Annotated in this window: 14 protein-coding genes and 1 riboswitch; of the genes, 11 read left to right on the top strand and 3 right to left on the bottom strand. The window is 44.9% G+C overall.

Annotation, left to right across the window (positions count from 1 at the left end; genetic code table 11):
• Positions 1 to 5 precede the first annotated feature (5 nt).
• The 7 genes from sufT to moaE all read left to right on the top strand — a co-directional run bounded on the left by sufT (position 6) and on the right by moaE (position 3,977).
• A complete protein-coding gene (gene sufT, locus ACXAD8_RS04735; protein WP_475225532.1) occupies positions 6 to 539 on the top strand; it encodes a putative Fe-S cluster assembly protein SufT in 534 nt (177 codons plus the stop codon).
• Positions 540 to 561: 22 nt separating this feature from the next.
• Positions 562 to 975, top strand: a complete 414-nt coding sequence (locus tag ACXAD8_RS04730) for a SufE family protein (RefSeq protein ID WP_475225529.1) — start codon at positions 562 to 564, stop codon at positions 973 to 975.
• An 86-nt stretch (positions 976 to 1,061) separates the two neighbouring features.
• Positions 1,062 to 1,268: riboswitch (molybdenum cofactor riboswitch) on the top strand.
• Positions 1,257 to 2,225: a GTP 3',8-cyclase MoaA gene (gene moaA, locus ACXAD8_RS04725; RefSeq protein WP_475225526.1), complete on the top strand. Its 969-nt coding sequence runs from the start codon at positions 1,257 to 1,259 to the stop codon at positions 2,223 to 2,225. Its footprint overlaps the riboswitch before it by 12 nt.
• A 26-nt stretch (positions 2,226 to 2,251) precedes the next feature.
• Positions 2,252 to 2,755, top strand: coding sequence for a molybdenum cofactor biosynthesis protein B (moaB, locus tag ACXAD8_RS04720; protein WP_475225523.1), 504 nt, complete (start codon positions 2,252 to 2,254; stop codon positions 2,753 to 2,755).
• Position 2,756: 1 nt separating this feature from the next.
• Positions 2,757 to 3,278 carry a cyclic pyranopterin monophosphate synthase MoaC gene (gene moaC / locus ACXAD8_RS04715; RefSeq protein ID WP_475225520.1) on the top strand — a complete coding sequence of 174 codons (522 nt, stop codon included), beginning with the start codon at positions 2,757 to 2,759 and terminating at the stop codon, positions 3,276 to 3,278.
• Positions 3,275 to 3,520: a molybdopterin converting factor subunit 1 gene (gene moaD, locus ACXAD8_RS04710; RefSeq protein ID WP_475225517.1), complete on the top strand. Its 246-nt coding sequence runs from the start codon at positions 3,275 to 3,277 to the stop codon at positions 3,518 to 3,520. The genes moaC and moaD overlap by 4 nt, the downstream gene beginning before the upstream one ends.
• Position 3,521: 1 nt before the next feature.
• On the top strand, positions 3,522 to 3,977 hold the full coding sequence (moaE, locus tag ACXAD8_RS04705) for a molybdopterin synthase catalytic subunit MoaE (RefSeq protein ID WP_475225515.1): 456 nt from the start codon (positions 3,522 to 3,524) through the stop codon (positions 3,975 to 3,977).
• A 30-nt stretch (positions 3,978 to 4,007) separates the two neighbouring features.
• Here moaE and cmoB read toward each other — a convergent pair whose 3' ends face one another.
• Positions 4,008 to 4,973, bottom strand: a complete 966-nt coding sequence (cmoB, locus tag ACXAD8_RS04700) for a tRNA 5-methoxyuridine(34)/uridine 5-oxyacetic acid(34) synthase CmoB (protein ID WP_475225513.1) — start codon at positions 4,971 to 4,973, stop codon at positions 4,008 to 4,010.
• A 3-nt stretch (positions 4,974 to 4,976) separates the two neighbouring features.
• Entirely contained in the window at positions 4,977 to 5,723 is a 747-nt protein-coding gene (cmoA, locus tag ACXAD8_RS04695; protein WP_475225510.1) for a carboxy-S-adenosyl-L-methionine synthase CmoA, read from the bottom strand.
• 192 nt (positions 5,724 to 5,915) lie between these two features.
• Between cmoA and ACXAD8_RS04690 the strand changes: the two genes are divergently transcribed.
• The 4 genes from ACXAD8_RS04690 (at position 5,916) to ltrA (ending at position 12,283) form a co-directional block, all read left to right on the top strand.
• Positions 5,916 to 6,551: a response regulator transcription factor gene (locus tag ACXAD8_RS04690; RefSeq protein WP_475225507.1), complete on the top strand. Its 636-nt coding sequence runs from the start codon at positions 5,916 to 5,918 to the stop codon at positions 6,549 to 6,551.
• A 36-nt stretch (positions 6,552 to 6,587) separates the two neighbouring features.
• Positions 6,588 to 7,583, top strand: a complete 996-nt coding sequence (add, locus tag ACXAD8_RS04685) for an adenosine deaminase (RefSeq protein ID WP_475225504.1) — start codon at positions 6,588 to 6,590, stop codon at positions 7,581 to 7,583.
• A 307-nt stretch (positions 7,584 to 7,890) separates the two neighbouring features.
• Positions 7,891 to 10,206 (top strand): TonB-dependent receptor, encoded by a 2,316-nt coding sequence (locus ACXAD8_RS04680; RefSeq protein ID WP_475225502.1) that lies wholly within the window; start codon positions 7,891 to 7,893, stop codon positions 10,204 to 10,206.
• 793 nt (positions 10,207 to 10,999) lie between these two features.
• Positions 11,000 to 12,283: a group II intron reverse transcriptase/maturase gene (gene ltrA, locus ACXAD8_RS04675; RefSeq protein ID WP_475225500.1), complete on the top strand. Its 1,284-nt coding sequence runs from the start codon at positions 11,000 to 11,002 to the stop codon at positions 12,281 to 12,283.
• A gap of 161 nt (positions 12,284 to 12,444) precedes the next feature.
• On the opposite strand, the gene gltA is transcribed toward ltrA, so the two are convergent.
• Positions 12,445 to 13,725 carry a citrate synthase gene (gene gltA / locus ACXAD8_RS04670; RefSeq protein WP_475225497.1) on the bottom strand — a complete coding sequence of 427 codons (1,281 nt, stop codon included), beginning with the start codon at positions 13,723 to 13,725 and terminating at the stop codon, positions 12,445 to 12,447.
• Positions 13,726 to 14,064 lie beyond the last annotated feature (339 nt).

Genomic DNA, 14,064 nt, shown 5'->3' with positions numbered 1-14,064 from the left:
CCCAAATGCAAAAGAAAATGGTGGTCACTCAACGGGAGTGCCCGGCAAGGCGCGTGCCCTCAGGTGAACAAACCACTATCCCCGCTAATCAATTTGTTACTATCAACCAGGCTCTGGGCGGTAATTACACTGTTACCTGGATGGGCAACATGTTGCGTATTGATGGTACAGATGGCGATGCCATTGGCATGAAACCCGAAGAATTAACCTTTGATTCTGTAGATCACGACGAAATTCGCGAATCCCAGGTTAATCAGGCACTAGACACCATCTTTGATCCGGAAATTCCCATTAGCCTGGTATCTCTCGGATTAATCTATAAGGTGGATATTCAGCAGGAAAGCGGCAAAGTTGATATTGATATGACCCTGACAGCACCGGGCTGTGGTATGGGGCCAGTATTAATCAGTGACGTAAAATATCGGGTTGCTAAAGTGCCTAATGTCAAAGAGGTTAAGGTTAATCTGGTATTTGATCCCCCCTGGTCAAAAGACATGATGTCGGAAGAGGCGCAGCTGGAAGCTGGCCTGTTTTTTTAATTCTTATTGAAAGCCAAAATTTATGAGCCTACCAACTACAGAAGAAATATTAGATGACCTGGCGTTTTTTGATAGCTGGGAAGAGCGCTACAAATACATCATCGATTTGGGTAAAGCTTTACCTGCCTTTCCACAAGAATTGCAAACACCTGATCGATTAGTAAAGGGCTGTCAGAGCAGTGTCTGGCTGGAAATTGCCGGTGATAAAGATCGCATCGAGTTTCTGGTAGACAGTGACGCGGTTATCGTAAAAGGGTTATTGGTATTGGTACTGGCTGCCTATAACAACAAGTCAGCGCAACAGATATTGTCTTTTGATATCGACGCCTATTTTAAACAGCTGGATCTGGAGCGTCATATCAGTCCAACCCGTGGCAATGGCCTTAAGTCTATTGTTGCTCGCATTAACAGTATCGCTAAAGCGGCTCTCGCGTAACAGTCGTTGTTTTCACTTCGTAACCTTTTGTTATGATTAATGCACGATTAGGCATTGAATTAAAAAGGTTCCAAGGGTAACTTGAAGATCTAAATAAACTCCGAGCCTGATGACCTAAGTAGCGTCAGTTAATTCTGAACAGCGTTATAAGGAACTCTGGCCGTTCTGCTTACCAATGCATGATGCAGTGGCGCGGAACATGGGTTGGGTGAGAAATCAATCAGCCTCCCGAAAGCTAATATTTACGGACAAATATCAGCTTTAACTTGGAAAGGTGTTCAATGTTACAAGATACTTTTGGTCGCAGATTTCACTATCTGCGGCTATCCATTACTGATGTTTGTAATTTCCGGTGCAGTTATTGTTTACCGGATGGTTATCAGTGCGACTCTGATCGAAACTTTTTGTCCCTGGCTGAAATTAAGACCATAGCGCAAGCGTTTGCTGCATTGGGGACTTCTAAAATTCGCCTGACCGGTGGCGAGCCCTCCTTGCGTAAAGACCTGCCGGAAATCATTGCCGCCTGTGCACAGACTCCAGGTATAGAAAATGTAGTGATCACCACCAACGGCTATCGATTTCCCGATGTCATCGATGAATGGTATGCCGCCGGAATAGGGGGCATCAATGTCAGTATTGATTCCTTAGATGCTAATGTGTTTAGCGCCATAACCGGCGCGGACAAACTCAAAGCCATTCTGGCGGGCATTGAAAAAGCTTCTTCTTTAGGTATACCGGTTAAGATCAATTCCGTCCTGATGAAAGGCGTAAACGAACACAGCCTGAAACAGTTTCAAAACTGGCTGAAAGACACACCGGTTACTTTGCGCTTTATCGAGTTAATGGAGACCGGGCTGAGTCATCAGTTCTTCAAACAACACCATGTACCGGGAGAACCGTTAAAGCAGCAACTTTTGCAGGAAGGTTGGACAAGGGTTGTGCGAGGAAAATCCGCGGGCCCGGCTCAGGAATTTCAGCATCCTGATTATGCCGGAAGAATCGGTTTAATCATGCCTTACAGCAAAGACTTTTGTGATAGTTGCAACCGTTTGCGCATATCTGCCACCGGAAAATTACACCTGTGTTTGTTTGCAGAACAAGGTTTGTCGCTGCGAGAAGAAATTGCTTCGGGTGACCAGCAAGCTTTGCAGCACAAGATAACCCACATGCTCAATGATAAAGAAGTAAGTCACTGGTTACAGGATGGCTTTACTGGTGCCACAAAAAACCTGGCTATGCTGGGTGGCTAAAATTAATTAGGAGTAAAACGATACCAATGAGTGCCTCTGAACAAAAACTCAATATTGCGATATTAACTGTGTCAGATACGCGCACAGAAGAAACGGATACCTCAGGTCGCTATCTGGTGGAAGCCATTACCGAAGCGGGCCACACTCTGGTGGAAAAGGCGATTGTTATTGATGATAAATACCGGTTGCGGGAAATTGTATCTCGCTGGATTGCTGCAAATAACATCCACGTAGTGATAACTACAGGTGGAACCGGGTTTACTGGCAGAGATACTACGCCTGAAGCGTTAAGTGTGTTGTTTGATAAAGACATTGAAGGCTTTGGAGAACTCTTCAGGCATATTTCCTATCAGGAAATTGGTACATCCACTGTACAGTCCAGAGCCTTTGCCGGTATAGCTAATAAGACAGCCATCTTTTGTTTGCCGGGTTCAACCGGGGCATGCAAAACTGGCTGGCACGGTATCCTTAAAGAACAACTTGATGGCACTCACAAGCCTTGTAACTTTGTTGGTCATTTAACTAATTAATATGAAAAACGTTGCAAATAACAGCTCGCCGGGTTTAACCCATATCAATCAAAAGGGTGAGGCCGCGATGGTAGATGTCACCGAAAAGGCGATAACTCAGCGCGCAGCAATCGCCACAGGTATTATTAGCATGTCACCGGCCACCTTTGAGTTGATTGTTACCGGTGGGCACGCCAAAGGCGATGTACTGGCTGTAGCACGAATAGCTGGTATACAGGCCGCAAAGAAGTGTGCTGATCTGATCCCTTTGTGTCATCCATTAATGCTTAGCAAGGTGCAGGTGGATTTTGAACCTGATCCTCAGCGCCACCAAATTAAAGTGCAAGCTTTGTGCAAACTGGCGGGTAAAACCGGGGTTGAAATGGAAGCATTAACAGCGGTAGCGGTGGCTTGTTTGACTTTGTTTGATATGTGCAAAGCGGTAGATCCAGAAATGGTTATCTCTGACATTATGGTGAATAGTAAAACCGGAGGGAAAACCGGTGATTGGCAGCACAGCAAGTTAAACAAGGGGCAGGCATGATAACCGTATTGTTTTTTGCGCAGTTACGAGAGCAACTACAATGCGATAAATTGCAGTTGAATGACTATCCCCAAACGGTTGCTGAATTGCGCGCTTTACTGGGGAAGCGATCACCCCTATGGGCTGAGCTATTGATAAACGACAGTGCCCTGGCAGCAGTCAACCAAACCATCAGTGATGATCAGGTATGTCTGAATGAAGGTGATGAGGTTGCCTTTTTTCCGCCCGTGACCGGAGGTTAGTTTGACTAAAATTACTGTGCGGGTACAGGAAGCTGATTTTTCACTAGAAGGTGAATATCAGGCGGTTATAGAGGGCAACGCAGGGGCGGGAGCTGTAGTGTCTTTTGTGGGGCTTGTACGTGATTTTAATGATGGTCGAAATGTTACTGGACTAAAGTTGGAACACTATCCCGGTATGACAGAAAAAGCCCTCAATGACATAGTGCAGCAAGCGAGTCAGCGTTGGCAATTGCAGGCGGCAACCGTCATTCATCGGGTAGGGCAGTTATCTCTTGCGGAGCAAATAGTATTGGTGGTAGTGGCCAGCGCCCATCGCGGCGATGCTTTTGACGCCTGCGAGTTTATTATGGATTACCTCAAAACCAAGGCGCCGTTTTGGAAAAAAGAAACCACTGAAGAAGGTGAGCTTTGGGTGGTGGCAAAGTCAGCCGATCAAGATAAAGCGAATAAATGGTAATTGCACTTTTGCTTTAAATAACAGCTTTTTTTACTTTTCTGCAATTAGCGTTGCTCTGAGCGGTGCGGGATAGCCTTCGATGGTTTTGCTGACATCTTCTTTATCCAGAAAGTCTTGCAGCGAATGACTGGTCATCCATTCTGTACGCCGTTGTTCATCCAGACTGGTCTCGTCAAGATTGACACAGCGAATGTTTTTAAACCCGGCCCTCGACATCCAGTGTTCCAGCGCTTTGACACTGGGAATAAACCAGACATTGCGCATTTGTGCGTAACGCTCACCGGGCACCAGCACGGTATTTTCGTCGCCTTCTACAACCAGCGTTTCCAGTACTAATTCGCCACCGACTTTCAGTTGGTCTTTTAGCTGTTGCAAAAACTCGAACGGGCTTTTTCTGTGGTATAGCACACCCATGGAAAACACGGTATCAAATGCTTTAAGCGCGGGCATTTGCTCTATGCCCACGGGTAATAGATGAATTGGGTAATCAAGGGCGAAATGTTTTATGGCTTGAAACTGAATCAAAAACAATTGCGTGGGGTCGATACCCACTACTAATTCTGGCTCTTGTGCCAGCATACGCCACATGTGATAGCCGCTGCCACAGCCTACATCTAAAACCTTTCTACCCGTCAGTGATTTAATGTGGGGTGCTACTCGATCCCACTTCCAATCTGAGCGCCACTCAGTATCAATGTGAATATCATGAATGAAAAAGGGGCCCTTGCGCCATGGCATAAATTGCTTGAGCAGCCCTGTGATTTGCTTTTGTTGATATTCAGTAATATCGCTTGCTGAACCAATGCGTACTTCGTTAACCAAGTCTACCTTTGCAGGTTTGGTGTCGGGAAGTTGCTCCAGCAATTTACACCATTTTTTAAAATCACCGTGCAGAGCTTCTTTATGCCATTTAGCTAAATGGGCCGGTAAGGTTTCAAGCCAATGTCCCAATGAGGTGGGCGCTATCTCCTGGTAAAACTGAGAAAACCATTTCATTATTTAACCCTCTTTTTCTGACATAGGTTTAATTGCCAGCATCGAGGCAAAGTTGAAACACTGAAACCAAGTCAAGGCTTCAGAAAATCCAATGTCTTTAAGTCGATTCAGGTGAAAAGGTAAGGGTTCCAGCTTCATAATGTTTTCAATCGCGGTGCGTTTCTGGCTAATTTCAAGTTCGCTGTAACCGTTGCGTCTTTTGAATTCATGATGCAGCTCAATCAAACTTTCGTCTGCGGTAGAATGTCCGAGTGATACTTTTTCTGACAAAACTAAAATACCGCCTGGGTTTAGCCCGTCATAAATGTTTTTAAGGACGTTAAAGCGCTGTTCAGGTGGAATAAATTGCAAGGTGAAATTAAGAATAACCACGGATGCATTGGCTATTTCTATTTGAGTTATATCTGCTTGTTTTACCGAAACCGGAATGTCTGATTTAAAAGCCGCGAGATGACTTGTGCAGCGGGATACCATATCGGGACTATTGTCTATCGCTTCGATCTTTACGTTTTTGGCGTTTACGTATTTTCTAACCGACAAACTCGCCGCACCCAGAGAGCAGCCCAGGTCGTAGATATTACTATTGTCCTGAGCAAACTGTTGTGCCAGCAATCCTATATTATCAATTATAGTGCTGTAACCCGGCACCGAGCGTTGGATCATGTCCGGGAACACCGCGACGACATCCTGATCAAATTTAAAGTCCGCGACTTTTTCCAGAGGTTTTGAATATATCAGATCTTTGTTCAAAGGATTTCAGGCCAAGCAAAAGACGCCATTTTAACGCAAAATCACCGCCCCCTAAATAGCTGGATTTCTTTTTCCGTTTAATTGATGAGCAATTTCTTTTTGAGAAACAAAGAAGTAGCTAAAAATATTAGACTAAAGTCGTAGTCTGCACCATAATGCTTTTTACTGTTGTAGAAATATCAAAGGTTTACAATGACAAAGTTTTTAGTAGCGGATGATCACCCATTATTTAGAGATGCGTTGACAGCAGCATTAAAGGCTTTAATTAATGACCTGGAATTCATTCAGGCCGGAACGCTTGACGAAGCAATTGCCGTATTAGAGCAACACAAGGACATCGACCTGGTGTTGTTGGATTTGCACATGCCCGGCAGTGAGGATTTTTACGGAGTAATTCGCATCACAGAAGATTTTCCGGACGTGCCAGTGGCTGTTGTCTCAGCCAGTGACTCTCCCATAGTGGTGTCAAAAGTAATGGCCTTTGGTGCCAGAGGCTTTATTCCTAAAACCACTCCGTCAGTAGAAACGGCAGAAGCCATTAAATCGATCCTGGGCGGCTCCAATTGGTTGCCGGAAGGTTTTCGCGACAATCTGATCAAAGTAGAACGCGAAGATATTGATATCGCCTCACGAATGGCTGAACTAACGCCGAAGCAGTTTCAGGTGTTAAAGCATTTACAGGGCGGTATGTTAAATAAACAAATAGCATTTGATTTGAATATCACCGAAGCGACAGTGAAGGCGCATATCAGTGCAATTTTCAAAAAACTGGAAGTGAATAACCGAACTCAGGCTGTTTTAGTTGCAGAGAAGCTACAACTCAATTAACGTTTCTCATCTGCGTAACTAAATCTGAGAACTAAAATGATAAATTCGGATCTTCCTTTGGTGGATTTGCATCGTCATCTTGACGGTAATATTCTGCCTGACACTATCTGGCGACTAGCCAACAAAAACGGTATTGAATTACCCGTTAACTCTCTTGAAGCACTCATTCCCTTAACGCAAATTCAGGATCAAACCAGTGACTTACTGGCTTTTCTGCAAAAGCTGGATTACGGCGTATCTGTATTAGCCAGTATTGATGACTGTTATACCGTTGCATATGAAAACATGTTGGATGCCAAACGTCAGGGCATCGATTATGTAGAATTGCGTTTTTCTCCTTATTACATGGCTATGAATCACAACCTGAACATGGCTGATGTGGTGGCAGCTGTTGTGGATGGTGTCAGAACAGGGGAAAAAGACACTGGCGTAAAAGCTAATCTGATTGGTATTTTAAGCCGCACTTTCGGTGCTGAAACCTGTATGGCCGAATTAGAGTCATTACTGGCTCATAAAGATAAAATTGTCGCTTTGGACTTGGCGGGTGATGAAATCAATTATCCTGCAGAGTTATATAAAGAGCACTTTAAGAAGGGGCGTGATGCGGGTTGGAATATTACCGTGCATGCCGGTGAAGCAGATGGCCCACAAAGTGTGTGGAATGCCATCGAAATGCTGGGCGCTACCCGTATTGGTCACGGCGTTGCCGCTACTCAGGATCCTAAACTGATGGAATATATGGCTAAAAATGGCATTTCTGTTGAGTCTTGCCCAACATCTAACTATCAGACAGCCACCGTTAAAGCGGTTAAGGATAGCCCGATGCCGATATTTCTGGAGAATGGTATTGTGGTTAGTCTAAATACTGACGACCCTGCGGTATCTAATATTGATTTACCCCATGAATATGATGTGGCGAAAAACGTAGTTGGGTTAACTGAGCAACAGTTACGCCTGGTCCAGGAAAATGGTGTTCATGCAGCATTTTTATCTGATTCGGAGAAAAAAGCGCTATTTGCCAGCAAGCGTTAAATCTCCTCAGGCGGCAGTTGCAGTTCTTCTGTCGCCTGGTTATTCCCCAAAAACCTTCTAAAATTGCTTGATAAAAGCGCAAATTAATCATTACTTGACCATTTGGTCAATACTTGCGAGACTCAGGTAAGCTGTCATTTTGAGTAGAAATTAGCCGTTGCAGATGTTTATTTAAACAGTTAGATAGAAAACATCTCTGTTTATAAAGTTTTAATCTAAAATATCTGCAACAAGTATTACAATTAGAATAGAATAATAAAAAAAAACACTGACTTAACTGATTTAACACACTTTAGGACACAGCAACATGATAAAGAAATCAGCTATTGCAGTCGCACTTCAGTGCGCGCTTCTCTCTCTGGGTGCTCAGGCACAAGAACAGGAGGCAGAAGATAACAGCGGCTTAGAAACCATTACTGTTAAAGCTCAGAAAAGAACCCAGAGCATTCAGGATGTTCCAATCTCAATCTCTGCGCTTAACGGTGAAAAGTTTGAAGCTATTTTCTCCGGCGGTGATGACATCCTTTCTCTGGCAGCAAGAGCGCCAGGTCTGAATGCTGAATCTTCGAACGGTCGTGTTGCTCCGCGCTTTTATCTGCGTGGTCTAGGTAATACCGACTTTGATTTGGCAGCATCCCAACCTGTTTCAATCGTGATGGATGATGTTGTTAAAGAAAACGTAATTTTAAAAAGTTTTCCACTATTTGATATTGAGCAAGTAGAGGTTTTACGAGGCCCACAAGGTAGCTTGTTTGGTCGTAACACCACTGCAGGTATCGTTAAATTCGACACCCGTAAGCCTACTGAAGATTTTGAAGCTTTTGTTGAAGCCTCAGCGGGGTCGATGGAAACCTACAACCTTGAAGCTGCTGTTGGCGGCGGTTTAACGGACAATTTTTCGGGTCGTTTTTCTTTGTTGTCACAGAATCGCGGTGACTGGATAGATAACGGTTGGACAGGCGAGAATGACGCAATGGGTGGTTTTAACGAACTAGCCTGGCGTGGTCAATTGTTGTGGGACATAAGTATGGATACTTCAGTATTGCTGCAAGTATATGGTCGCGATCTGGATGGTACTGCCTCGATTTTCCGGGCCAACGCGTTGAGTACTGGTAGCAACGACTTTAATCAAAATTATGATCGTGATGTGGTTTATTACGATGCAGATCTAGACGGTGACGGCAGACAAGACCGTAACCCGCAGAACTACGAAAACACCGGTGTGACCTTGCGTATAGATCAGGAATTGGGTAACGATATCACCTTTACATCCATCACTGACTACAATATAGCTGAAGGTGATTCCCTCGGGGACATTGATGGTGGTGTAATTATATCCGGAGATGATCCGTCTGCAGTGCCAGCTGGACTAACTTACGCTATTTACGATACTGATTTTGGTCCAAATACCACTTTCCCTGGTTTTATTCCTTTCGGTGCTGTTACACAAGATAGACTGGACGATTTACACCAGTTTACCCACGAAATCCGTCTTGTAGAATCTGGAGCGGATAATTTGGATTGGACACTGGGTGCCTATATTTTTGATGCGGAGTTCGATGTAACCTCTATTGATGGTTTCTACGGTGCTACGACGGTTACGCACTCGAACCAATCGTGGGCTATCTTTGGTCAAATGGCTTATGATGTCAGTGATGATACTACGGTGACCTTGGGTCTCAACTACACAAATGATGAAAAACAATTGTCGGTTGGAGACCAAAACGTCAACGGTTTTGCACTTGTGATTGGTGCCGCGAGTGTACAGCAGTATGCAGATGTGCAGGTTGATGATAGTCAGTTAAGTGGTGACCTGTCGATTAATCATACAATCAATCGTGATGTCAGTGTCTATGCGCGTGCTGCGGTAGGTTTCCGTGCCCCGACCATTCAGGGTCGTGACGTGGCTTTCGAATCTGCGCCATCTGTGGCGGACTCAGAAACCGTAACCTCGTTTGAAGCCGGTTTTAAAGCGGATTTATTGGATCGCGTATTGCGTTTAAACGGTGCAATTTACCACTATGAAGTTGAAGATATGCAGTTCTCAGCAATCGGTGGTGACGGTAACTTCACTCGTCTTATCAATGCTGACAAAGGTATTGGACAAGGTTTTGAAGTTGAAGCAACCTGGTTGGCTGCAGAAGGACTCACTTTAACAGCGGGTTACAGCTATAACGATACTGAAATCGATGATCCAAACCTTCGCGTTTCTCCGGGTTGTGGCGCTGGTCAATGTACACTTGTTGACCAAACTGACGCAAACGGACTGGCAATCGTTGACGGAAACCCATTCCCACAGGCACCAAAAACAAACTTTAGTTTTACCGCTCGTTACTCTTTTGAAATCGAAAGCGGTGAAATTTTTGCTTACACTGACTGGGTGTATCAAGGTGAAACCAATCTGTTCTTGTATGACTCTGTCGAGTTCACGACTGATTCGCAGTTCGAAGGTGGTTTAAGAGTGGGTTATGAGAACTTCGATGACCAATACACAATCTCATTATTCGGTCGTAATATTACTGACGAAGAGAACTTAAGAGGTGCAATCGACTTCAATAACTTAACTGTGATTGACAACAATCCAAGAGTTTGGGGTGTTGAGTTCAGGAAAGAGTTTTATTAATTCTAATTAATAATAATTCATTCTAGATGCAGCCGCCCTTAAGGGCGGCTTTTTTGTTTGCCCAGCGAAGCTGGCAAACCCGTCAGGTTGAAAGAAACCTGAATCACCCCGACTGAGGGGAAGATAATCCAAATGGCAAGGGCGTTGCTGGCTAACGGCAAGGTCTGAAGGAAGCCATAGGAAGTCAGAGGTACACAACGAAAGTGAACCTGATTCGGCAAAGCAGGAGGGTAAGCGTGCAAAATAGCGTGAAGCCCGATACTCAGTCAGTTCTGTTTTGTGCTTGAGGGTGGGATCTCTGACAGGGAGCCAGTGCAGTAACTGGGGAAGCCTGACACCGTCTCTGGTGAAGAGCCAGAATCATCTGTACGAGGGGAGACTCAAGGCAGGTGTTGGTGCGAGGTGGCAGATGAATCCGTAGTAGTGAGTAAGGCCCGGCCTGTGAAACCCAGTAATGGTGTGGAGGATAAAACCGAGCTGACCATTAGCATAGTGTCTGATGGGACACTGACTGGCCAAAAGCTTATCAGTGTTGCGAAGGGAGGAAGCATACTTCAAGTCTGTGATGAACAGATGTTTTTTTTTAGTGGTACACGAGTCGGTTAGCTATCGAAGTCTTCCTGTCTGGTTTGTGGTGGAAACCGCAGACTGGAACATGAAACTGTACACGGGAGTAATGTTGTGCACGTTAAGTAGATTGCCATTGTGCCAGCACGCTTTACGACAACATGAAATATACCAACGCAAAGAAAGGATATCCGTCCCCACACAGCACACAACCTGAGGAGGCAAGGTGAGAGTTTATTACAGTTTGTATGGGCAACTGCTTAATAAAGAGCGCCTGTACAAAGGATTCAAAAAGGTAAAGAAAGCGAAAGGCGCGGCCGGAACAGATGGGCAGAGCCTGAGCGACTTCGCCTTAAATCTGAGTGATAATCTTGACCAACTTGTCTGTGAACTCAAAACCAGAAAGTACAGTCCACAACCTGTCAGGCGGAAAGAAATACCGAAAGACGATGGTGGTACACGATTACTGGGGATCCCAGCAGTACGGGACAGAGTAGTCCAGCAGGCCCTGTATGATCTGCTTATGCCGCTCTTTGATGCGCAATTCCATCCATCAAGCTTTGGATACAGACCGCATCGAAGTTGTCACGATGCCATTAATAAAGCCACGATGTTCATCCGTCGCTACGGACTGGAGCATGTTGTGGATATGGACCTGTCGAAGTGCTTTGATAAGCTCGATCATGAGATTATCCTTGAAAGTATCCGAAAGCGAGTCACAGATGGCAGCGTACTGTTACTGATAAATCAGTTCCTGAAAAGTGGTGTAATGGTAGATGGTTACTGGCAGCAGAGCGGCTCAGGAAGCCCGCAAGGTGGTGTGATAAGCCCACTGATAGCGAATATCTATCTGGATGCGTTTGATCAGGAGATGAGGAAGCGAGGGCACCGAATAGTGCGCTATGCCGATGATATTCTGATCTTCTGCCGAAGTCGTTCTGGAGCAGAAAATGCACAGAAACAGGCGACGAAGCTACTGGAGAAAGGGCTGAAACTGACAGTTAACCAGGCGAAATCTCACATTGCTCATAGCGATGAGGGAGTGAAATTTCTGGGTGTTGAAATTGGGCGTCAATACACCCGTATACAACCTCAGAAACTCGCAGCGTTTAAAAAGAAGTTGAAGCAGATGACGAAACGCAATGGTGGCAAACCGCTGTGTGCAGTTATCAAAGAGTTGAACCCTGTTTTAAGAGGGTTTAGCCAGTACTTCAGGATTGCCAATAGCAACAGGGAATTTTCTAAGATAGCGAGATGGTTGAGGCGCAGGCTTCGCAGTATCCAATTGAAATTATGGAAGAAACCAGCGAAGCTGCATCGAAGACTGAAGCAGCTTGGTTATAAACCGCCGTTCAGGTTTATCCAAATGAACAGTTGGAGAAATGCTCATAGCCCTCTGGCCAGTTATGCGATGCCAAATCAATGGTTCAACGACCTTGGTCTGGTCAATTTTGAGCTAATTAGGACGGGGTATGTGTTCAGCGCTTATGCTGAATGGAAGTATGCATGAGCCGTATACGAGGTCCGTACGTACGGTTCTGTGAGAGGGATGAGGCGGTGACGCCTCACCCTACTTGATGTGTTTATTGCTTAATCACTGAACAGAAATATTGAATAACAGCCATAAAAAAGCGTCCATATGGACGCTTTTTGAACACTGATTAAGGTGTATTATTTCTTAATTGGTGTAAATGGGCGTTGCGCTTCACCGGTATACAACTGGCGAGGACGACCAATTTTTTGACCTTCCTGACCCAGCATTTCATGCCAGTGAGAAATCCAGCCAACGGTTCTGGCTAGTGCAAATATACAGGTGAACATATTGGTAGGAATACCAATCGCTTTAAGAATGATACCTGAGTAGAAATCCACGTTCGGGAACAACTTCTTAGAAGCGAAATACTCGTCCTCAAGCGCGATTTTTTCAAGCTCCATCGCTACCTGTAATAACGGATCTTTAACGTCCAATTCTGCCAATACTTCGTGGCAGCTTTCACGCATCACAGTAGCACGCGGATCGTAGTTTTTATAAACCCGGTGTCCGAAGCCCATCAGACGGAACGGGTCGTTCTTGTCTTTTGCTTTGGCAATGAATTCTGGAATGCGATCAACTGAACCGATTTTCTCTAACATGTTCAGACAAGCTTCGTTGGCACCACCGTGCGCAGGTCCCCATAAAGAAGCAACGCCCGCAGCAATACATGCATAAGGGTTTGCACCAGAAGAACCCGCCAGGCGTACAGTCGAAGTTGAAGCGTTTTGCTCGTGATCAGCGTGTAGTGTAAAGATGCGATCTACTGCACGGGCTACAGCCGGGCTGATCTTGTACTCTTCAGCAGGCACAGAGAACATCATGTTCAGGAAGTTTTCTGCATAAGATAAATCATTACGGGGGTAGACAAAAGGTTGACCAATGTTGTGTTTATAGGCCATCGCTACAAGAGTTGGCATTTTGGCCACCAGGCGATAAGCACTGCGCAAACGCTTGTCTGGATCGCTGACGTCTAAGTCGTCGTGATAAAACGAGGACATCGCACCTACAGTGCCGCACAGCATCGCCATAGGGTGAGCGTCAGGGCGGAATCCATGGAAAAAATTAGTCATGGTTTCGTGAACCATGGTGTGGCGAGTTATCGTGTCTTTGAAATCCGAATAAGTTGCTGCATCTGGCGCTTCGCCGTGTAAAAGCATGTAGCAAACTTCAAGGTAATCTGCATCGCGAGCCAACTCCTCGATGGAGTAACCTCTGTGTAATAGCACACCTTTTTCACCATCAATAAAGGTAATTGATGATTCGCATGAGCCAGTTGCCATAAAACCTGGGTCGAAAGTGAAATGCCCGATAGAACCCAATTTTCTTACATCTATAACTGGGTTGCCGGCTGTACCCGTGTGTACGGGAAGTTCTATTTCTTTATCACCAACTTTTAATATGGCTGAATCAGCTGCCATAAAAATTCTCCTTTCGAATGTTCTAGGGGGGTGCTCATTGATTCGTCAAAAATGGACGAGACTTGTAAAGTAGACGGTAGTTTTACTTTATCCTCATAGTATAAGTCAATTTTAATGCGTATTTCATCGGTAAGTATGCATATTTCTAAAACTTTGATCACATTGCTCAAAATTTTAACAATCACGTCTTTGATCCGTAACAAAAATTGTATTTCCTGAATCCCATGGATATACTTCAGTGCGAAAACGTAAATCTGTCAGACAGGCGCTGTTATTGGTCTGCAAGCAAATTTCGTTAATAAAATGTAAATAATCCAGTTTGCATTACATACGTATGTA

Source organism: Planctobacterium sp. AWH2_060, assembly GCF_056158425.1.
This window is presented reverse-complemented; position numbering and strand designations above follow the sequence as displayed.

Excerpts from the sequence above, each read along its gene's own strand:
- sufT (WP_475225532.1), top strand. The coding sequence starts at position 6 with ATGCAAAAGAAAATGGTGGTCACTCAACGGGAGTGCCCGGCAAGGCGC.
- moaC (WP_475225520.1), top strand. The coding sequence starts at position 2,757 with ATGAAAAACGTTGCAAATAACAGCTCGCCGGGTTTAACCCATATCAAT.
- add (WP_475225504.1), top strand. The coding sequence starts at position 6,588 with ATGATAAATTCGGATCTTCCTTTGGTGGATTTGCATCGTCATCTTGAC.
- moaD (WP_475225517.1), top strand. The coding sequence starts at position 3,275 with ATGATAACCGTATTGTTTTTTGCGCAGTTACGAGAGCAACTACAATGC.
- moaA (WP_475225526.1), top strand. The coding sequence starts at position 1,257 with ATGTTACAAGATACTTTTGGTCGCAGATTTCACTATCTGCGGCTATCC.
- ACXAD8_RS04690 (WP_475225507.1), top strand. The coding sequence starts at position 5,916 with ATGACAAAGTTTTTAGTAGCGGATGATCACCCATTATTTAGAGATGCG.
- ACXAD8_RS04730 (WP_475225529.1), top strand. The coding sequence starts at position 562 with ATGAGCCTACCAACTACAGAAGAAATATTAGATGACCTGGCGTTTTTT.
- ACXAD8_RS04680 (WP_475225502.1), top strand. The coding sequence starts at position 7,891 with ATGATAAAGAAATCAGCTATTGCAGTCGCACTTCAGTGCGCGCTTCTC.
- moaB (WP_475225523.1), top strand. The coding sequence starts at position 2,252 with ATGAGTGCCTCTGAACAAAAACTCAATATTGCGATATTAACTGTGTCA.
- gltA (WP_475225497.1), bottom strand. The coding sequence starts at position 13,725 with ATGGCAGCTGATTCAGCCATATTAAAAGTTGGTGATAAAGAAATAGAA.
- cmoB (WP_475225513.1), bottom strand. The coding sequence starts at position 4,973 with ATGAAATGGTTTTCTCAGTTTTACCAGGAGATAGCGCCCACCTCATTG.